The sequence below is a fragment of the Dictyobacter halimunensis genome, assembly GCF_036245075.1.
Genome location: NZ_BSRI01000002.1, coordinates 416041 through 435725, shown reverse-complemented (window position 1 = coordinate 435725; position 19685 = coordinate 416041). Strand labels below are relative to the sequence as shown.

Annotated in this window: 14 protein-coding genes; 3 read left to right on the top strand and 11 right to left on the bottom strand. The window is 54.1% G+C overall.

Features of this window, described 5'->3' with window-relative positions; all coding sequences use genetic code 11:
* Positions 1-226 precede the first annotated feature (226 nt).
* From pepF to AABA21_RS15825, 4 genes are all read right to left on the bottom strand, one after another.
* On the bottom strand, positions 227-2023 hold the full coding sequence (gene pepF, locus AABA21_RS15840) for an oligoendopeptidase F (protein ID WP_338251741.1): 1797 nt from the start codon (positions 2021-2023) through the stop codon (positions 227-229).
* A 372-nt stretch (positions 2024-2395) separates the two neighbouring features.
* Positions 2396-3382 (bottom strand): glycosyltransferase family 2 protein, encoded by a 987-nt coding sequence (locus tag AABA21_RS15835; protein WP_338251739.1) that lies wholly within the window; start codon positions 3380-3382, stop codon positions 2396-2398.
* 734 nt (positions 3383-4116) lie between these two features.
* The gene (locus tag AABA21_RS15830) at positions 4117-5181 is read right to left on the bottom strand and encodes a mannose-1-phosphate guanylyltransferase (protein ID WP_338251737.1); all 1065 of its coding nucleotides are present in this window, start codon (positions 5179-5181) and stop codon (positions 4117-4119) included.
* 202 nt (positions 5182-5383) lie between these two features.
* On the bottom strand, positions 5384-6310 hold the full coding sequence (locus AABA21_RS15825; RefSeq protein ID WP_338251736.1) for an acyl-CoA desaturase: 927 nt from the start codon (positions 6308-6310) through the stop codon (positions 5384-5386).
* A 315-nt stretch (positions 6311-6625) separates the two neighbouring features.
* Between AABA21_RS15825 and murJ the strand changes: the two genes are divergently transcribed.
* On the top strand, positions 6626-8983 hold the full coding sequence (gene murJ, locus AABA21_RS15820; protein WP_338251733.1) for a murein biosynthesis integral membrane protein MurJ: 2358 nt from the start codon (positions 6626-6628) through the stop codon (positions 8981-8983).
* Positions 8984-9002: 19 nt separating this feature from the next.
* Complete coding sequence (locus AABA21_RS15815; RefSeq protein WP_338251731.1) at positions 9003-10034, top strand: homoserine dehydrogenase; 1032 nt, start codon at positions 9003-9005, stop codon at positions 10032-10034.
* Positions 10035-10161: 127 nt separating this feature from the next.
* On the opposite strand, the gene AABA21_RS15810 is transcribed toward AABA21_RS15815, so the two are convergent.
* Positions 10162-10485 (bottom strand): ferritin family protein, encoded by a 324-nt coding sequence (locus AABA21_RS15810; protein ID WP_338251729.1) that lies wholly within the window; start codon positions 10483-10485, stop codon positions 10162-10164.
* A 269-nt stretch (positions 10486-10754) separates the two neighbouring features.
* Between AABA21_RS15810 and AABA21_RS15805 the strand changes: the two genes are divergently transcribed.
* Positions 10755-12434, top strand: a complete 1680-nt coding sequence (locus AABA21_RS15805; protein ID WP_338251727.1) for an isovaleryl-CoA dehydrogenase — start codon at positions 10755-10757, stop codon at positions 12432-12434.
* Here AABA21_RS15805 and AABA21_RS15800 read toward each other — a convergent pair.
* The 6 genes from AABA21_RS15800 to AABA21_RS15775 form a co-directional block, all read right to left on the bottom strand.
* A complete protein-coding gene (locus AABA21_RS15800) occupies positions 12431-13852 on the bottom strand; it encodes an FHA domain-containing serine/threonine-protein kinase (RefSeq protein WP_338251725.1) in 1422 nt (473 codons plus the stop codon). The genes AABA21_RS15805 and AABA21_RS15800 overlap by 4 nt on opposite strands.
* Positions 13853-14015: 163 nt before the next feature.
* On the bottom strand, positions 14016-15374 hold the full coding sequence (locus tag AABA21_RS15795) for an LCP family protein (protein WP_338251723.1): 1359 nt from the start codon (positions 15372-15374) through the stop codon (positions 14016-14018).
* 719 nt (positions 15375-16093) lie between these two features.
* On the bottom strand, positions 16094-16837 hold the full coding sequence (locus tag AABA21_RS15790; RefSeq protein WP_338251721.1) for an XdhC family protein: 744 nt from the start codon (positions 16835-16837) through the stop codon (positions 16094-16096).
* A 219-nt stretch (positions 16838-17056) separates the two neighbouring features.
* Positions 17057-17374 (bottom strand): XdhC family protein, encoded by a 318-nt coding sequence (locus AABA21_RS15785; RefSeq protein WP_338251719.1) that lies wholly within the window; start codon positions 17372-17374, stop codon positions 17057-17059.
* Between the two features lie 47 nt (positions 17375-17421).
* Positions 17422-18777: a vWA domain-containing protein gene (locus tag AABA21_RS15780; protein WP_338251717.1), complete on the bottom strand. Its 1356-nt coding sequence runs from the start codon at positions 18775-18777 to the stop codon at positions 17422-17424.
* Complete coding sequence (locus AABA21_RS15775; RefSeq protein WP_338251715.1) at positions 18777-19634, bottom strand: AAA family ATPase; 858 nt, start codon at positions 19632-19634, stop codon at positions 18777-18779. The genes AABA21_RS15780 and AABA21_RS15775 overlap by 1 nt, the downstream gene beginning before the upstream one ends.
* Positions 19635-19685 lie beyond the last annotated feature (51 nt).

Genomic DNA, 19685 nt, shown 5'->3' with positions numbered 1-19685 from the left:
CTATCAGTAGATCCACATGCTTTAACAGCATCAATATAAAAAACTGGTGTTGGCGCGCAATGGCTCATGGTTATTGCTCGAAGCATGCTTGAGTTTTGACCCTGTGGTGCTCAACAGTCCATAGTATATTGGTGCTGCAGGGACGCATCTGCGTCCCTGCAGCACCAATATAAAAAACCAGGGCGGCCGCGTCAGCGGTCGCCCTGCGTCTTCCCTTAAAGGATTACTAACCTAAAAGCTCTTCCATCTGGGAGAGATGGGTTTCGAAGAGTTGGAACGCCTGTCGAACCGGTTCCGGTGTGGTCATGTCGACGCCAGCATTGCGCAACAGATCGATACTATAGTTGGACGAGCCAGAGCTCAGGAATTTCAGGTAGCGTTCAACCGCTGGTTGACCTTCGTTAAGGATCTGCTGCACCAGGGCTGAGGCGGCTGAAATGCCTGTCGCGTACTGATAGACATAGAAATTATAGTAGAAATGCGGGATGCGCGCCCATTCAATGCCGATCAGATTATCGATGACGGCCTCGCCACCATAGTACTTCTCATTGAGTCCTCGATACAGGGAGGTCAGGGTATCGGCGGTCAGGGCCTCTCCATTCTCTGCCTGACTATGGATCTGCTGCTCAAACTCAGCGAACATTGTCTGTCGGAAGAGGGTGGCTCGGATATCCTCCAGAGCATGGTTGAGGATAGAGATGCGCACCGCTTTATTGTCGGTATTTTTTAGCAGGTATTCGGTTAGCAGACCCTCATTGAGGGTCGAGGCAACCTCGGCGACAAAGATGGTGTAGTCTCCGTATTGATAGGGCTGGTTGCTGCGGGTGAAGTACGAGTGCATCGAATGGCCAAGTTCATGTGCCAGCGTAAACATGCTCTCGCGCTTCTCCTGGAAGTTCAGCAGGATAAACGGCTGGGTCCCATAGGCGCCGCCGCTATAGGCACCGCCACGCTTGCCCGGTGTTTCAAACACATCTATCCAGCGTTTTGAAAAGCCATCTTTCAGTATGGAAATATAGTTTTCACCCAGCGGTGCCAGGGCCTGGATAATAGTGTCGCGGGCCTGCCCATACGTGATGGCATCGGTGGTCTCTTCCACAATCGGGGTGTAGAGATCATACATGTGCAATTCATCAAGCTGCAGGATGCGCTTGCGCAACTTCATGTAGCGATTGAGCAGCGGGATATGCTCGCTGACCGTAGTGATCAGATTATCGTAGACGCTCTCCGGGATATTGTAACGTGAGAGCGCGCGTTCGCGGCTGGAACTGTAGTTGCGCTGACGTGTATAGAAGATATCGGTTTTCACCTGCGCTGCCAGGGTGGCCGCGATGGTATTGCGCTGCTTCAAGAACGTGCCATGCAGGGCCTCGAACGCATCCTTACGCACGCGCCGATCTTTACTGCGGATAAAGGTCAGATAATTGCCCTGGGTCAGTTCAACCTCTTCACCCTCTTCATTGCGAATCACGGGCAACTTCAGGTCAGCATTATCAATCATTGAGAAGATCGAATCTGGAGCATCGCTAATTTCGCCGGCGGCCGCCAGCACAGCCTCTACTTCAGCGGAACGCACGTGTGGCCGCTTGCGATTCAAATCCTGAAGCTGGACATTATAGAGGTCCAGGCCCGGCGTCTGCTGAATGTATTGATTGAGTGTCTCCTGTGGAAGAGCGAGAATCTCTGGCTCAATGAATGCCGCGACCGTCGATGTGCGCACGAATAATTGCATCGCCCGATCAGCCATCGCCAGGTATTTGCTATTGGTTGTATCCTCATCTTTACGCATGGAGGCATATACATACAGTTTTTCCAGTGCTTCTGTGATCTCATCGCGTGTCTGCAGCACTTTTAACAGGGCGCTCCCGCTTTGTGCCAATGTTCCCTTGAGTGCTTCCAATGCTGGCAGGCGCTGCTGGATATGTTGGAAATCACTCTCCCAACCATCATCTTGCGTATAGATGCTCTCAAGGTTCCAGGTATACTCGGTTGGGATCTCTTCACGCTTCTTAAACGTTTGCAATGTTGGTACGACCTTTCATCAATGATAGGAAACGGTCCTGTTTGTTTCTGGATGTACTCACATAATATCATATGCCCCCAGCCCCGGTGACAGGCGTCCCCTCTACGTATGCGCCCGTAGTTCAGTACGCCGGGATGCCATCTATGCGGGGATATACATGCCCGGGCTTTTTTCCGGGGCTGTTACTGCGCTGGATCGAGGCTGTGCCAGGCCATCGCGGAGAAAGCGCGGCGTGGCTTATCATAAATAAGGGATAGAAACACCAATTTTTGGGGACGCCAGACACAGGAGCTGCTAGTACCATAAAAAGGAGTGCATAATAGAAAAATTATGCACTCCTTTTTATGGTACTAGGATGGCGTAATGAAGGCCCTACTCTTCCTCTTCGTCTTCATACTCCTCTTCATCATCAAATCCCTCAAGCAACAGATCTTCACGCGCGCCCCATTTGGAGAGATAGCGATAGAAGTTACGCTTCTTCAGGCGCGTGCGCTCGGACTCCGATAGCGCGGGATTGTGTGGCGCGGGATGAGACAGCAAGGGCAGATCCGGGGTGCGCACGATACTCATATCAAGGTCGCGAATAGCAAAGCAGAAGTCGACATCCATGTAGTCTGGATAGCGATATCCCTCATCAAGCAGGCCAGCTTTTTTCAAGAGCGCGCGCTTAAAGGCCATGCACCGGGCATCGATAACTTCAACCTCGTTCTCCTCGCTCTCCTCAAAATGGCGCAGATCATCGGTACGCAGGCCATGCGGACCCGTCAGGCCGACCTGGGGGGCCTCAAGTGTTTTAGCCAGAGGAGTAAAGATGTCGCCCGTGAGCACGACATTGCTATCGAGAAACAGGATATAGTGGCCACGACTCTGCTGGAGTCCGATGTTGCGCGCCTCGGCGACCCCCATCTTGCGCGTGGCTCGTAGGAAGTGCACCCGGCTGTCCTGGTGCTGCAGCGCTTCCGCCCAGATGTCGAGGCCATCCTGTGAAGCATTATCTACCAGAATAACTTCAATCGACGTATTGCCTGCGTGGCTGAGTACACTATCAACACAGCGGCGCGTCTGCTCGCTGCTGTTCTGGGCAAGAATATTGACCGAAAAGGTACACAGGTCAGCTTCATCAAGCAATGAAGGCAGTTGGCGGATCGTACGATACAACGTGCCATCCACAAAAATGTGGGGCAGAATGACCAGGTGGGCTCCATGTGGATTATCTTTGACGACGTAGCCAGCATCCTCAAGCTGCTGCTTGAGGACATCAGCACGATCGTATTGTCCTTTACGCCGAAGGAGGTCACGTTCATGCGAAAGTGCGAGAATTTCTTCGGGAATACTTTGACGATATGGACGGGTAGTCATCTGTAATGTCCTTCCTTGCTACTCTAAACTCTATCCACGAAACATTCCTACCAGCCCGATATAGCAGGTATACGGGTCGGTAGTCCCTCGAAAGTACGTTCCTGGTCCCATTCCATCCTCCCCCTACATATCACGAACAGGTTAACGATGAAGCACCAGCGTATGAATACGTTATGGTGTTTGCTTGTAGTCATACCCGGGTGCTGTCTGTATCTGCTCGACTGCTGTGGAACTCTGGCTATGTGCGGTTCCTTTTCGTGGGACATACCTGCTGTTTTATCATTGGGTCAACGTAACCAAGTGGACGTAGCGTCCAAAGTCTATCATAGTCGCAAGCAATTGTATATCGATGCCACGTATGTGCATGTATTTATGCCTCATTGGAGTATCCCTTTGCTATGTGAGAAGAAACGGACCTGCTGATTGTGGGCTAATGGCCCCTGGTTGTGCGCTACCGGTGTGGAAACCTATAAGCCTGTTGCCACAGTGAGCGGTCTAAGAGAGATGGGATGCGTGTATCTTTATCGGAGCATATATAGCTGGAGAGTAACATGGGCAACCCCCTTTTCGACGAGGCATTACGAATCTCTGAACAATTATAGCATATGTTTTAGGACCTCTGCGCGATGGACCTGGTAAACATAGAGAGATCATGTTAAATCTCATACCTCCGTAAAAAATGGGCAGTTGCGCATGCGCAACTGCCCATTTTTTACGGAGGTATGAGATTCCCTTTATGCTTGTTTGTGCTGCTGCTCGGCTAACTCTTTGACGCGGTGGACATGGGTTTTATGGCAGATGACGGTGATATCATCCATTTCAACCACGATCATATCTTCCAGGCCGATGGTATACACGCGGCGTTTGGTGTTGTTGTACACGATGACGTTCTGGCTGCCCAGGCCGATGTGGGAGCCTACCGCGTGGATACCCTGGTCATCACAGGGGAAGAGTGCGCCGTACTGCTCCCAGTTGCCGACATCGTTCCAGCCCAGTTGTGCCGGTATGACGGCCAGGTTCTGTGTCTTCTCGAGGATCCCATAGTCGATGGAGATGGACTGAATCTCTGGCCATACGTTCGCCAGCGTGGCCTTCCCATGTTCGGTTGGAGCCGCATCAACGATGTCTTGTATCTGTCTGGCTACCTGTGGCAGGTGTGCCTCAAACTCGGCCAGGATAGCTTTGACACTCCAGATAAAGATCCCCGCATTCCAGACGTAGTGACCGTCATCTAGATAGCTCTGGGCAGTTTCCAGGTTGGGTTTCTCCACGAAACGTTCCACCTGGAACGCTTTGTAACCAGCCCCCTGCGCCATCTCATCGGCGAAACGAATATAGCCATAGCCGGTTTCGGGTGAGGTAGGTTGGATGCCAATGGTGACCAGTTTGCCCTGTTCAGCCAGTTCATAGGCCAGGACCAGCGTCTGACGCAGGCCTTCGACCTGGGTGATCACCGCGTCCGCGCTAAAGATGGCCATAATCGCATCTGGATCCTGTCGGGCGATCGACGCGGCGGCCCAGGCGATGGCGGGGGCCGAATTGCGCCCCATTGGCTCACGTAAAATATGGTTGGCGGGTACCGTTGGCAGATGTTCCTGTACCAGGTCCGCCATACTGTTCCCTGTAACAACCCAGGACTGTTCGGGGGTCACGAGTGGGGTAACACGGTCCAGCGTCTCCTGTATCATGCTTTGACCACTTGGAAGTGGGAGAAATTGTTTGGGAAAGCTGGGTGTGCTCAGGGGCCATAAACGTGTGCCGCTGCCACCCGCTAAAATGACGGCATTAAGGTGTTTCATAAAGAGCTTATCCGCCTCCTATTGCGAATCCTGCATTGTCGACTATGACTGATTGCGGGAAGTTGTTGTCGCGTATCTAAGTCTATGGGGGGATTGTATCGGTGTTTGTCGCCGGTGTCAAACAGTAGAACTAAAATGCCAGAAGGACTATCCTGTCCTTCTGGCATACTATATATATTATGGGTGAATGTTAGTATGTTGCTTATTTGCTGACGCTTGCCACTTTTTCGATGATCGGGGTTGAAGGTGCCAGTGCTGTTTTAGGCGTCATATTTTGATAGCGATTTTTGAGCATATCGGTAGGAATGCGATACACGTCCTTGACCAGCCCTACTTTTTCCATCGCCCGAATCAGGTAAGCCGAGAGATCGACCTGCCACCAGTGAAGGCCATGGAAGGCTGAGCGTGGGAAGGCGTGATGATTATTGTGCCAGCCCTCACCAAAGGCCAGCAGTCCAACGATCCATTCGTTGCGACTCTTATCGGTGGTTTCAAACTCACGCTTGCCAAAGGTATGACAGATAGAATTGACGCTCCAGGTCACATGGTGCACGATAAAGATACGTACCAGTCCCGCCCAGAGCAGGCCATGCCAGCCACCGATGGCCAGGGGGATAAGCAGAGAAAGCACTACCCACACCAGGAAGGTGCGGCTGACAAAGACAACCATGCGATCATTGACCAGGTTGCGGCAATAGACATTGGGATCGGCCATACGATCTTTGAAGAGCCAGCCCAGGTGCGCGTGGATAAAGCCTTCGGTTGGGCTATGTGGATCGCCCTCTTTATCGGCCTGTGCATGGTGCTTGACGTGGGTGGAGGCCCATTCTAAGGCCGATCCTTCCAGCGACATTGATCCAAAGACCAGTAAGAGGAACTTAATGATGGGGTGGGCGCGAAAGCTGCGGTGTGTCAACATGCGATGAAAGCCGGCGGTGACGCCAAAGGTAATGCAGGTGTACATAATAAGCAGCATAACAATATCTGATAGGAAGACCGCCCTGTTCCAGAGGGCCCACATCGCATATATCGTGGCCAGGAAGGGAAGTGTTACTACAAGTATAAGGACACTTTTATACAGGGGACTGGATTTCATCAAACCTCCGATTGCTCTATTGCTAGATTTCATGCATCTCTCTGCGAGACGAATCTTGTTTTTGTCTTATCCTGACAGTTGTTATATAAGTAAGAGCTAATCTATTTCTGATTTGTTTCACACAATTTATATTGGTCCCGATTTTCCTATGCTCGTTGTATATGCTCTGCTGCATAGCCGGCTGCTGCCTGCCGATAATGGACAGTGGGAAGAGAAGTGATGAGTACCATCATACTGATCCTCTAGTCAGGAACCGTGCTAGTATGGTATGCTTGACGCACAATACTGTATAAAAATGTAATTGGATTGAGTTATTATGCTCATTGCGATTTATCGATAGAGAAGAACGTGGAAAACGAAGGACAGCAGCGGCCTCGATCTGATCAGAGGCAATCAGAACAACAAGGGTATTATGGATGGCAATATGATCAGGATGCCACCGAAGTGAGGCCTCCAACTCCTTCAGGTGCTCCTCCTCGGTCATTCGCCTCTCCGCCAGGACGGCCATTACCGCAGTATCCCTCGCAGGCACAGGATCCTCAGCAGACACAGGTGCCTTCTAAGTATCAACAGCAATATCACCAGCAATCCCAGCAACCGATGCAGGATATGGGTATGACTCTGGGGTTTGGTCAGGGGACCGAATACCAGTACTTTGACGTGCCCCAGCCGTCGCAGCCCATGGCCCAGTTGCGTCAGGAGCGCTTGCAACAGTTACGCGAAGAGCGTATGCGGCGTCAACAGCGCCGTATTCGTGGTGGGGATGTCACGGCTATGTTTCCCTGGAGAGGGGGGAACAAGGCGGCACGGGCCGCGGCTGATAGTCTGCCGCCTCCCAGTGGTTCGTTGAGTGCCAGCCCCAGGGAGCCGCTCACACCGGCCCCGCCATCACAATTTTCGCCACGGGTGTCATTGCCGGATTACGACGATGAAAAGACGATGTCCCCGGTACGCGCGTCCACCCAGCCTCCCGAGAGCCTGAGGTTGCCCAGGCGCGAGCCACCTACGGCTAACGTTAATGCCAATTTGCAGCCCGCTTCTGCATCATCTCAAGACACCGGTATGATCCAGAAAGTGCGCGTGGGTCGCGCGATGTCGATCCTCACGATCGCGTTTGTGGCCAGCCGTATCCTGGGTATTTTGCGTACGTCAATGTTCGCCTATGTCTTTGGTACCAGTCCTGTTTCCGATGCGTACCTGCAGGCATTTTTGATCCCTGACTTTATTTTTAACATCGTCTCCGGTGGTGCCTTGAGCTCGGCCTTTATCCCTGTGTTCACTAATTATATGGTTGGTGAGCGTGATCAAAGGAAGGCCTGGCATGTAGCCAGTTCGGCATTAAACCTGGCGATCGCGATCATGACCGTCCTGGCATTGATTGGCATCATTTTTGCGCGTCAAATTGTTCCCATTTATAACATCGGGGCCCCTCCTGCCCAGCTGGATCTGATTGCTTCTTTGACCCGCATCATGTTATTGCAATCGGTCATTCTGGGTGGTGGTGTCATCGTGACGTCAGTGCTGAACGCGCAACAGGATTTCAAGCTTTCCGCTATCGGCTCGGTTCTCTATAACGTTGGCCTGATCGGTGGTCTGGTCCCTGGTATCTTCATCGCCTTTGCCGGCCGGGGAAACCCACAGCTGGCTGTCTACTCCGCCACCTGGGGTGTGGTCGTTGGTGCTCTGCTGCAGGTTGGTGCGCAGGTCCCCGGACTCGCTAAGGTGGGCATGAAGTATACCCGCTCGTTCGATTGGAAAGATCCGGGGGTGATACAGATCGCACGCTCAATGTTGCCGCGTATCGGCAACTCGGCGATGATCTATCTGTCGACATTCGTCGACCGCAGCCTGATCTTGCTGGTTGTAGGTTCAGCTGGTGGTGGCGTCACCCAGTACTACCAGGCGTTCCAACTGGTACTGCTACCCTTCGGTATCTTTGGTCTCTCGCCGGCGACCGCCGTCTTCCCGACGCTGGCTGAAAACGTAGCCAAAGGGCGCTTCGATCGTGTACGCAGCACAATTCTTGAGACGCTGCGTAGCGTCCTCTTTACGACGATCCCTTCCAGCGTTGGATTGATCATTCTGGGCCTGCCTGTGATCCAGGTTCTCTTGCAGCACGGACACTATAATTTAAGTAGTGCGCAGGCAACCTACTGGCCGTTGGCGGCGTTTTCGCTGGGCCTGGCGGGCCTATGCGGAGTTGAATTATTGACGCGATCGTTCTATGCCTTGCGCGATACCAAGACACCGGTGATCGTGAGTATAGCTCAATTTGTGTTTAAGATTGCGTTGAGCCTGGTGGTGGTCAATGCGGCGGTCTGGGGAACCAACTGGGGCCTGGCTGCGCTGGCTTTCTCGACTTCGGCGGCGAACATATTGGAGGCAACGGTTCTTTTCTGGCTATTAAACCAACGCCTGGGAGATCTGCAGGTCCGAGAACTGCTGAGGTTTATCGGACGTGTATTGCTGGCCTCGCTGGCCATGGCGGTGGTTGTCTTTGTGGCGCGCGAGTTGCTCGACCGTATTCTGGATACCACGAATGGACAGTCCACTGGTCTTATCGGCACTATTGAGGCGATGGTCAAACTGGGCGTAGAAGTTTTTGTGGGCCTGTTTGTATATGTACGCGCCTCGCGCTTCCTGGGTATCCAGGAATTGGGACCCGTCAAGCGTATCCTGGATCGTCTCAAATTATCGTGGATATAGTTCAGGCTGGTTGGTGTGTATGAAAAGAGTACGTCTTTCTCTTATCGGCTTTGGTGTTGTCGGTCAGGGCCTGGCCGAGCTTTTGCAGACGAAGCGAGAACTTTTGCGGTGTGAGTACGGTATGGATGTCGCGCTGGTGAGCGTGGCCAATAGCCGGCATGGCTTCATCTATCGTGAAGAGGGGCTGGATATAGCCGTCCTGCTCGAACTGGCGGCGCGGCGTCAGCCCCTCTCTCAGCATTCTGGTGTGCGCCACTGGTCTAGTGTGCTGGAAGGATTGCAGGCCACTGAGGCAGATATACTGGCTGAGGCGACCTGGACGAATCTGCGGGATGCCGAGCCGGGGCTGAGCTATGTACGTACGGCTTTGCAGAAGGGAATGCACGTGACGCTGGCCAACAAAGGTCCAGCCGCCCTGGCGGCCAGCGAACTGCTGGACCTGGCTCGTCAGCAAGGGGTCCAGTTGCGGATGGAGGCCACCGTGATGGCGGGGACTCCTGTACTGAGCACGGTGCGTGAGGGGATGGCTGGTGTTGAGGTACACGCGGTACGTGGCATCCTTAATGGCACCACGAATTATATCTTGAGCGCCATGGCCCGGGGACGTGACTATGCCGAGGTGCTGGCTGAAGCTCAGGCTCAGGGCTATGCCGAAGCAGACCCAACCGCGGACGTTGAAGGGTATGATGTGGTGGCCAAAACGGTGATCCTGGCCGCCCTGGTCTTTGGTCAATCTATCAAGCCCGCTCAGGTTCAGCGCCAGGGTATTACCAGCGTTACACTTGAACAGGTGCAGCAGGCCGCCCGCGATGGCAGGCGTATCAAACTGATCGCCTCACTCTCCCGTGATGGGGAACAACTGCAGGCCAGTGTCGAACCCGTGGCTTTGCCGCTGGAGGATCCTCTGGCCCACATTGATGGCGCTATGAATGCCATCACCTTCCATGGTGACTCGCTATCTACCGTTACCATCAGCGGCCCCGGCGCCGGACGCCTACAGACCGGACAGGGGTTACTAGCTGATGTGATCGCCATCGCTAAGACGCTGTAGACAGATAATACAATGGGATCTGGTTTTTATATTGCTGCAAGGGGGCGCGAATGGCCCCCTTGCAGCAATATAAAAACCAGATCCGGCCGCGCCAGCGGCCGCCCGTGCGGAGTATTCATCTCGCGGATTAATCGAGCTTCTCTTCTTCCTCTTCGCCTTCTTCGGCATTGTCTATAATATTGCCGTCCTTGAACAGGATATTTTGCGCGGCTGCCCTCCACTTGGGCGTACGGCGCAGCAGAAATTCCAGGTCCATCGAGAAGTGCAGAAACTCCTCTTCCTGCGAGTGCTGCATAATCGCCTTCGCCTCTGGATCGGGCTCCACTGAGATACGCTGCTGATACCAGTTGATGGCCTCGCACTCTTCCTGTAGCGAGGTTATGATACGGGCGAACGTGCGTGTCTGTGGTGAAAGCTCTGCCGCCGGCTCATGATATTGGTTTGTACCCATGTCTCTTATCTCTTTTCTTAATAGTTGTGTGGTTTGTCTGTATGCATATGATGCTTATTAGCTACCTTGAGCATCGAGGTGGCGTCTGGTATGGATATAGCGTAAGTAGCATACTGCTTATTACACGATAATCGTTGCTCATTAGTTGTCCAGAGAGGTGGGCCAAAGGAATAATCAGGTTTTCTCGTAGAAAAACTGTAGCTTTCGCCTCAAATTGAATGTATCATATTCTTTGAAAGAGCAATTCGGGCAGATCAAAGGAGATTAGCATGAAGAGCGTTGAACCTGTTGTGGGACTGCACGCAACCCATACAGTTTTGAATCAGCCGCCGTCGCTGGTGAACTATAATGCGTTCACACAGGATCGGACTTTAATGAAGTGTGTACGACGCGAAGGAGCAGACTGGGCCGAGGCGCGTTTAACTGGACTGGGTGCGCTGGTGGGTAGTGAGGAGGTTATCGATTGGGGCCAGGCAGCCAACACATCTGGACCGGTATTGCGTACCCATGATCGCTACGGCCAGCGCATCGACGAGGTAACGTTCCATCCAGCCTGGCACTCGCTCCTCCAGATGTCGGCAAAGCACGGGGCACACTCCCTTTCCTGGCGGCAGGAGCAGCCACAGGGCAACCATGTGGCGCGGGCCGCTACTTTTTACCTGTGTACCCAGGCCGAGGCTGGCCATGGCTGCCCTATCTCCATGACGCATGCCGCTTATCCTGTCCTGCGTGCCTATCCCGAGGTAACCGCTCCCTGGCTGCCATTATTGACCACCAATATCTATGATCCAGGTCTGCGCCCTCCTCAAGAGAAACAGGGGCTGTTGTGTGGGATGGGGATGACTGAGAAGCAGGGCGGTTCAGACGTGCGAGCCAATACCACACAGGCCCGTCCGGTGATGGGCGAGCATGGCGAGCCAGCTTATGTATTGACGGGACACAAGTGGTTTTGCTCGGCCCCTATGAGTGATCTTTTTCTGGTACTGGCCCAGGCTCCTGGCGGGCTGACCTGCTTCTTGCTGCCACGTATCTTGCCCGATGGCACACGCAACAACTTCTTTTTGCAGCGTTTAAAAGATAAGCTGGGCAATCGCTCCAATGCCTCCAGCGAGGTGGAATTCGTAGATGCCTGGGCACTGAGGCTTGGCGAAGAGGGACGTGGAGTGCGGACGATTATTGAGATGGTGAATTGTACGCGCCTGGATTGCGTGCTGGGAACATCCGCTCTGATGCGGCAGGGAGTGACCCAGGCCATTCACCATGCCACGTACCGCGAGGCCTTTGGCCGTCGTCTGCTGGAGCAGCCCTTGATGCGCAATGTTCTGGCCGATATGGCCATCGAGTCTGACGCTGCTACTATCCTGGCTTTCCGTCTCGCGCGTGCCTGCGACCGGTCCCAATCGGATGCGCACGAGAGCTTTATCCAGCGCATGGGAACGGCCATTGCCAAATACTGGGTGACCAAGCGTGGTCCACAACTTGCCGCTGAGGCTCTGGAGTGCCTGGGAGGTAACGGCTATGTGGAGGAGAGCGGGATGCCGCGCCTGTATCGTGAGATGCCGGTCAATTCGGTCTGGGAAGGCTCTGGCAACGTTATCTGCCTGGATGTGCTGCGCTCGATGGGCAAAGATCCACAATCGCTTGACGCGTTTCTGGCTGAGATAGCACGGGGACGTGGCGCCGATCAGCGGCTGGACAGGGCCAGCGCGCGCTTTCAGCAGGATCTTGTCCATATGATGCCGGAGGAACGTGAATGGCAGGCACGCCGCCTGGTTGAAAGGATGGCGCTTCTCTGGCAGGCATCTCTGTTGGTCCAGCATGCTCCCTCAGAGGTCGCTGATGCCTTCTGTGCATCACGGCTGGCAGAAGAAAGCGGCCATGCCTTTGGCACCTTGCCAGCTGGAGTTGATGTGGAACCTATCCTGAATCGAGCCTGGTTGGCGCTCTAATTATCAGCAGGCCTGGGGTGCTGGTGACTCTGCATACCTGGAACCTCGAAGTACAGGCTTACACTGCCGAAGGAGATCTGCGCTCCATGGTTGAGCAGTTCTGGCTTCAGAGGGGTTAGCACCTGGTCTTCCAGCCTGGTCTTATTGCGACTTTTGAGGTCTTCAATTGTAAAGAAGGCGCCTTCAAAGCGGATACGCGCATGCTGGCGTGAGATGCTCATCTTTGGATCGATATGGCTGAGGTCCAGATCGGGACTCAGTCCCCGCTTGGGGTCCAGGCGGCCAACGATGATGCTGGGCTGCGTAATCGCAATGCGCTGTGGATAATCTCCCTGCTCATGACAGAGGTAAGCGTAAACGCCCTGACTGGTGGGCAGGTTGGCTGGTAACGGTTGCGCGAGTCGGGCCCCCTGTGCGGCCTCGGTGGTCCCGGCGGACTTTATCCGTGTTTCTGGCGTGTTTAAGGCGGCTTCCATTTCTGCCTGCGATATCTCCGCCGTATAGCTGATACCTCTGTCGGTTTCAGCTACTTTTTCATTGAAGATAGGACCTGGAACCGGGCTCTGCCTTTGCGTCTGTTTTTGCACCTGTTCCAGCGCCAGAAGCAACTCATCCGTGTTGCTGAAGCGCCTGGCCGGATCTTTGGTCATTGCTCGCTCAACCAGTTGTTGCACCTCGTCAGGTGTCTGATGTTTGAAGACGCGCATCGAGGGAACCGGGCTACTGGTTTGCAGGATGCCTGTTTCAGCGGCCGTGCGCCCCACAAATGGGAGCCGACCCGTCACCAGGGTAAAGAGGAGCAGGCCCGCCTGGTAGATATCACTCTGAGCACTGGATGGTTGGTGATTGATGTATTCTGGTGGCGCGTAACGGGGATCTAGATAGCCAATGTCTTCATTGCTCTGGCGGGGAATATAACGCAACTGCTGTAGTAATGGACGCAGGCCGATATCATCAATCTGCACCCTGTCTTGTATGCCCAGGGTATCTACCGTGATCAACTGCGGACGCAGGTCCAGGCCGAAGATGCCAGCGGCATGCAATGCCTGCAGACCCATGGCCAGTTGACGGCAAAAATCCAGGGCTCGCGCGAGGTTCACGTTCTCCGTATCCAGCACATGTTGCAGTGTAATGCCTCTTGGAGGATCAGTAGCGATATAGAGGCGTGTGCCATCCACACCCCAATCCAGCACGCGCAATATATGTGGGGAGTTGATGCTGCGGCGTTTCTCATATGGTCGCAGCAGGCCAGGAAGAGTATCCAGCAGGTCAGTAGAAGGAATATCCAGCACATACAGTCCCACCACGTCATTTGTATTGTGGTTATAGGCTGTCGCTGTGGTCAACATGCCGCCGGACGTAATGGTTTGTCCGATGCGGTAAACTCCACCAATGAGACGTGTGTCACGTTGTGGCATAGCTATTCCTTTCAACTGAGGAAGAACGCACCTTCTTGATGCGCCGTATCGCTGCTGGCATTGTAACACAAACCAGAAAAGGTGAAAATAACAGGGAAAGCCCGAAGCTTTCCTTTTAGATGGGGAGAGCTTCGGGCTTTTGCGTGCAAGCTATCGTCAGTTGTTAGTTGTAAAGGTTTTGCTTAATGTAAGCTGGAATGATCCCCCAGTTATTCCCTTGCGGGACAACGATAGATTCGCCATCGCTAGCGGTATCGATAGCCATCACGTTGCTGGTGCTAAGACCGATGTGCGCGGTATGCGGATCGTTCAGGTCCATTTTTTGTGAGAACAGGCCCAGGTCGGCCAGCGACATGTTGGTGTGGACGGTCTTCTCCAGCGCGTCCATCGCACTGAAGAAGCGTGGCCAGGTGGTGATATTACGAAGTTTGGACAGAGCCGCTTTGATGATAATCTGCTGGCGCGCGGAACGGCCAAAGTCGGTTAATTCGGCCTGATTCTTAGAGGGCTTATTGCTACACACGTTCATGGGCTCGCGCGCGCGTGCGTAAGCAATCGCGGTCGCCCCATCCATATGCTGATTGCCCTTTTCGAAATCTACCACCCTCCAACTGGCGTCTTTCGCAGCATCGTCGTTGTTGGGATAGCAGGCATTGAATGAGTCTGGCACATAGACATCGACGCCACCGATGGAGTCGATAAACGTCTTAAAGCCGGTGAAGTCGATCATCATCCAATATTTGACGTCCATACCCGTGATCAGCGACACCTTTGTGGTCATTGCATCGGCACCTGCTGTGCGATTCTGACCGTTGTTGGAGGCTGTTTGATAGACCGAGTTGATCTTTGAAAAGTTGCCCGAGTTGGGTGGATTCTGTACCCATAGGTCGCGGGGTATCGAAATGAGCGAAGTATGCTTGGTAGAAGGAATCATACTGATCACGACCAGCGAGTCGGTCAGATTGGCTCCATCATGATTGCCGCCACCGTAGCCCATTACCAGCAAGTTGGTGCGTTGATCGGTGCTCATGTAGCCCGTCTGTGTAGTGAGTGGCGCCTGGGTGGAGATGGCTGAACCAAAGGCCAGCGCACGTTGTGTTGTAATCACCCCAACAATGATGAGCACGACGAGGACGGCCAGGACGCTCAGGCAGCCGATCTTGCGCTTGTTTCTTTTCTTGCGTGGTTTCATTGGTGGCTGCGGCGTATTGCCAGACTGACCACCATGCCCAGGTCGCGGTCCAGGCCCTGGCTGATGCGAAGGATACGCATTAGGCGCGGGTTGCTGAGGCGCATAGCTATGCTGCTGATGTTGCGCTGGCGCATGCTGGTGCGGCTGGTTAAAGGGTTGCGGACCAGGCTGCTGTGGTGGAAATGGTTGTGCCGGACGTTGGTTCTGTTGCTGCTGATGAAAGCTGCCAAGAATCAACTTTCCCTGAGGTCCCTGGCCCTGACCCGATTGTGGTTGATGCGGAGGGAATGCCTCGGTTGCATCGTCCGGTCGATAGCGATTATCCGACATTGTATATCCTTTACTTAGAAATTTTTTGCACTAGTATGATATAGCATAATACATGTTTTGGGCCATTTGCTTGACCCCGTGAATGGAAAGAATCGTGAATTCTAGGCTCTTACATAAAGACGATTCAAGGTTGGAGAAGTTTCATATCAGCTTTTTTGACCTCATCTATCCCATCAAAGTACTAATACAATTGCAGGCGCCTTCGGCGCCTGGGGATATGTGAGGTGAAGTGGGGCGGCTGCGGCCGCCCCACTTCACCTCACATGAAAGAGGATGGGGTTGCGTGGTTGGAAGGGGATATGAAAGAGGATGGGGTTGCGTGGTTGGAAGGGGATATGAAAGAGGATGGGATTGTGTGATTGGAAGGGGATATGAAAGAGGATGGGATTGTGTGATTGGAAGGGGATATGAAAGGGGCTGGGGTTGCGTGTTTGGAAGGGGGCATAATGAAAGAGGATGGGGTTGCGTGTTTGGAAGGGGGCATGATGAAAGAGGATGGGGTTACGTGGTTGGAAGGGGATATGAAAGAAGGGGAGAGCGAAAATATCAGCCGATCGTAGGTGCTGGGCTTGCCCCAGCTCGGAGCCGACAGGCGACCCCGTACCCGAGCATCCACATTCCCTCAAAAATGTATACTTCCCCAAATAAGTGTGTGCTCACGTTGGAGAGAAGCATTGAGGTTTGCGCCAGCGCCTTTTCCGCGCTGGCGCAAGATGGTGTTAGAGTTGTTTGTTGTGGCGATAGGCGACTATCTGGGCTATGATGGCCAGGGCGATCTCTTCGGGGGAGGTGGCGCCGATGTTGAGGCCAATGGGACCATGGATGCGCGCGAGCTGCTCATCGCTGAGCCCTTGTTGCTTCAGGCGATCGGCGCGTTCGGCGCTGGTTTTGCGGCTGCCAATTGCTCCTACATAGCCAGCGTGCCGCTCAAGGACGACTTTGAGGGTTGGCTCATCGAATTTGGGATCGTGCGTCAGGACGGCGATCGATGTCGATGGGTAGATTGGCCGTTGAGCTAAGATTTCATCCGGCCACGCTACGATTAACTCGTCTGCATGGGGAAAGCGTTCTTCCGTCGCGAAGGCGGCGCGGGCATCGATCACAACCACGCGATAGTTAAGGGTTTTCGCGAATGTGGTGAGTGGAATGGCGATGTGGCCGGCCCCGACAATGATCAATTCAGGAGGCGGTGGGAAACCTTCAATGAAGACTTCAAGCGGTTGAGAATCCGCCTCTTCTGTGGCATAGGTGTGAATTGAGGCGGCTCCGTTCCAGATAGCCTGCGTAGCGTCCCCAATTACCTGTTGATCGATGTGGGAGGAGCCCAGTGTCCCCCGGTTGCTGCCGTCAGGATAGATGAGCATCTTTGCTCCGACGTGTGCCGGGCCGCGCACCACTGTCGCGATAGCGATACCTTGCTCCTGCTCTAATCTATCCCTGAATTCTTCATAGAGTCCACCCATGGGACCTCCTCCTACCTTTTTGTTTTTTGTATGTGGCGTGAAGCGTCTGCAAGGGATCATACGTTCAACGCTATGCATCTCTGATCAGGGAGATGGTACCTTTGGGGAACATATGCGCCCGGGCACGGGGCCGCTTCGCGGCAAAGCCGGGGCAAGCCCGGCACCTATGGTGGCAAAGCGCCCGCGAGGGGCGCACGTACGGGTTTGTGGGGACGGGAGTTACCAATCCAGGCGTTCTACGAAGACCCGGATGGTGCCGCCGCAGGCGAGGCCGATCTTTTCGATGTTATCGGCTTCGCTGATGCCGAATTCGAGCAACTGGGGCTGGCCGTTTTTAATTACTTCCATGGCGGCCTGCACCACGGCTGGTTCGACACAGCCTCCGCTGACGGAGCCGGTGAGTTCTCCTTTTTCGCTGACGGCCAGTTTGGCGCCAGGAAGGCGCGGGGCCGAGCCGATCATACTGATGACCGTCGCCACCGCGACCTGCTCGCCCTGTGCACGCCATTTCTCGATATCGGGTAGTACGTCGCGCATATCTGTTTCCTCCGCGCTTAACTAAACAGTGCCTCTTGCATAGAATATCAATATTGCTTTCTGGGCTTGCTCCACGCTTCAACCGCTTTGCGCCGTGCGGCCGTGCTGCGATCTGGCCGACTCTCATTGATGTTGGAGAGCAGATGGCCCAGGTTGATCAGGCTATCCAGGTTGTTTGAGGGCAGGAAATCATCGATGAATGGGAGCGATGTTTTCATGCCGATGGTGAGTGGTCGATAGTCGGGTGAGCCAAGCAACGGATTGAGCCAGATCAAGCGATGGCAGCTACGCTGCAGACGATCCATCTCGACCTGCAGCGTGCTGGCCTCGCCCCGGTCCCAGCCATCGCTGATAATTAAGACCACGGCGCCACGTCCAAGGACGCGCTTCGACCAGTGGTAGTTAAAGTAGTGCAGGGCATCTCCAATGCGTGTGCCTCCCGACCAATCCTGCACTAACTTGGAGACGTCGCGCACTGCGTCATCCACGTCGCGCCTCTTCAACTGGCGCGTAATGCGCGTCAGGCGTGTGCCAAAGACAAAGGCTTCCACGTTCATCAGGCCGTTTGAGACGGTATGAATGAAGTGGAGCAGCAGACGTGAATAGAGGCTCATCGAGCCACTGATGTCACAGATAATCACCAGGGGACGCGGCTTCTGCTTGATCTCGCGCCACGTTAGCTCGATCATTTCCGCCCCATATTTAAGATTGCGCCTGACCATGCGTCGCATATCGGGATACGAGCCTGTGCGAGATGGAGCCTTGCGTCGGGTGGAACGCTGTCCCAGATTCCAGTGCATCTCGGACATCAGACGCTTGGCTTCTTGCACTTCTTCCCAGGTAAAGTTCTCAAAGTCCTTCTTGCGCAACTGTTCAATGGCGCTGTAAGCGGTTCCCTGGGGCTCACCCAGGTCATTCTTCGTCTCTTTGTCGTCCTCCTCAGTTGTGCGTTTGCGTTCCGAGGGGCGCATCTCGCCGCGTAGCTCTTTGCGCGTCTCACTGGTTTTCAAGTGCTCGGCCAGCCGTTTACGTTCCGAGGGCGGCAGGCGCATCTGGCGTTCCTCGCGCTTAATGGCGTTGTTGGTATTGTTCTCAAGCTTTTTATCCAGGTTGTTCCGCAGCGACCAGAAGTAGCTAAACATCTGGTCAAAGATCGGTTCCTGCTCATGGCGCGTCAGAAGACTGCACTTGAGGGTAGCGTAAAAATCCTCTGGATTGGTGATATCAATAGCGTTCAACGTCTCCGCCACCTCCAGAAGCTGATGTGGTCCGACGTTGATGCCTGATTCCCAGAGGAGACGACCAAACTCGGTCAGGCGATAGAGCAGGCGTTCTCCATGCTCGATGTCCCTGGTTGTGAGCACCTGAGTCGCCTGCTCCTCTGGAGGTTGTGCGTTTGTCATCAGGAGGCTCCCCGTAGTTTCTGTAAGATTTTGCCGATGTCGAGTCCGCCCACTTTGAGCAGATCATCCTGATATTTGAGCAGAGCGCCCAGCGAATCGCGGACCGCGCCTTCTGTCAGTTCCTGCTGATCCAGGGCCAGCAACGAGCTCATCCAATCCAACGTCTCAGCGATGCCTGGCGCTTTATACAACTCCTGGTTGCGTAACTCATGGACGAAGTGGGTGACCTGTTTCGCCAGACGCTCGGGTGCCTCGGGCATGCGGGCCAGGATAATCTGATATTCTTTTTCCAGCGTCGGAAAATCGATCCAATAGTAGAGGCAGCGGCGGCGCAGCGCATCGTGGATCTCGCGCGTCCGATTGGACGTGATAATCACGAACGGCGGCTCTTTAGCCTGGATGGTGCCGATCTCTGGAATCGTGATCTGGAAGTCTGACAACAGTTCCAGTAGATAGGCCTCGAACTCTTCATCGCTACGATCCAGTTCATCGATGAGCAGCACCGGTGGGGTAGGGTTGCTGGGATCGATAGCCTGCAGGAGTGGACGCTGCATCAAGAAATCGGGTCCAAAGATCTCTTTCATCTCGGTTGGCTGATTAACAGCGCTGGCCTCTAGCAGACGAATGTGTAGCATCTGGCGCGTATAGTTCCACTCATAGACCGCCGTATTGATATCGATGCCCTCGTAACATTGCAGGCGGATCAGGCGCGTTCCCAGCAGGGTCGCCAGCACCTTGGCGATCTCTGTTTTGCCTACTCCAGGTTCACCTTCCAGTAAGAGCGGCTTACGTCGTTTGAGTGATAGAAAGATAGCAGTTGCCAGACTGCGATCTGTGATGTAGTGTTGCTCGGACATTGCACGTTGTACATCTTCAATCGTTGCAAAGTTGTTCGTTTGGCTAAACTG

Coding starts and splice junctions, on each gene's coding strand:
- AABA21_RS15825 (WP_338251736.1), bottom strand. CDS start 6,310: ATGAAATCTAGCAATAGAGCAATCGGAGGTTTGATGAAATCCAGTCCC.
- AABA21_RS15830 (WP_338251737.1), bottom strand. CDS start 5,181: ATGAAACACCTTAATGCCGTCATTTTAGCGGGTGGCAGCGGCACACGT.
- AABA21_RS15810 (WP_338251729.1), bottom strand. CDS start 10,485: ATGGGTACAAACCAATATCATGAGCCGGCGGCAGAGCTTTCACCACAG.
- AABA21_RS15805 (WP_338251727.1), top strand. CDS start 10,755: ATGAAGAGCGTTGAACCTGTTGTGGGACTGCACGCAACCCATACAGTT.
- AABA21_RS15775 (WP_338251715.1), bottom strand. CDS start 19,634: ATGTCCGAGCAACACTACATCACAGATCGCAGTCTGGCAACTGCTATC.
- AABA21_RS15790 (WP_338251721.1), bottom strand. CDS start 16,837: ATGGGTGGACTCTATGAAGAATTCAGGGATAGATTAGAGCAGGAGCAA.
- AABA21_RS15815 (WP_338251731.1), top strand. CDS start 9,003: ATGAAAAGAGTACGTCTTTCTCTTATCGGCTTTGGTGTTGTCGGTCAG.
- AABA21_RS15780 (WP_338251717.1), bottom strand. CDS start 18,777: ATGACAAACGCACAACCTCCAGAGGAGCAGGCGACTCAGGTGCTCACA.
- AABA21_RS15785 (WP_338251719.1), bottom strand. CDS start 17,374: ATGCGCGACGTACTACCCGATATCGAGAAATGGCGTGCACAGGGCGAG.
- AABA21_RS15795 (WP_338251723.1), bottom strand. CDS start 15,374: ATGTCGGATAATCGCTATCGACCGGACGATGCAACCGAGGCATTCCCT.
- AABA21_RS15800 (WP_338251725.1), bottom strand. CDS start 13,852: ATGCCACAACGTGACACACGTCTCATTGGTGGAGTTTACCGCATCGGA.
- AABA21_RS15835 (WP_338251739.1), bottom strand. CDS start 3,382: ATGACTACCCGTCCATATCGTCAAAGTATTCCCGAAGAAATTCTCGCA.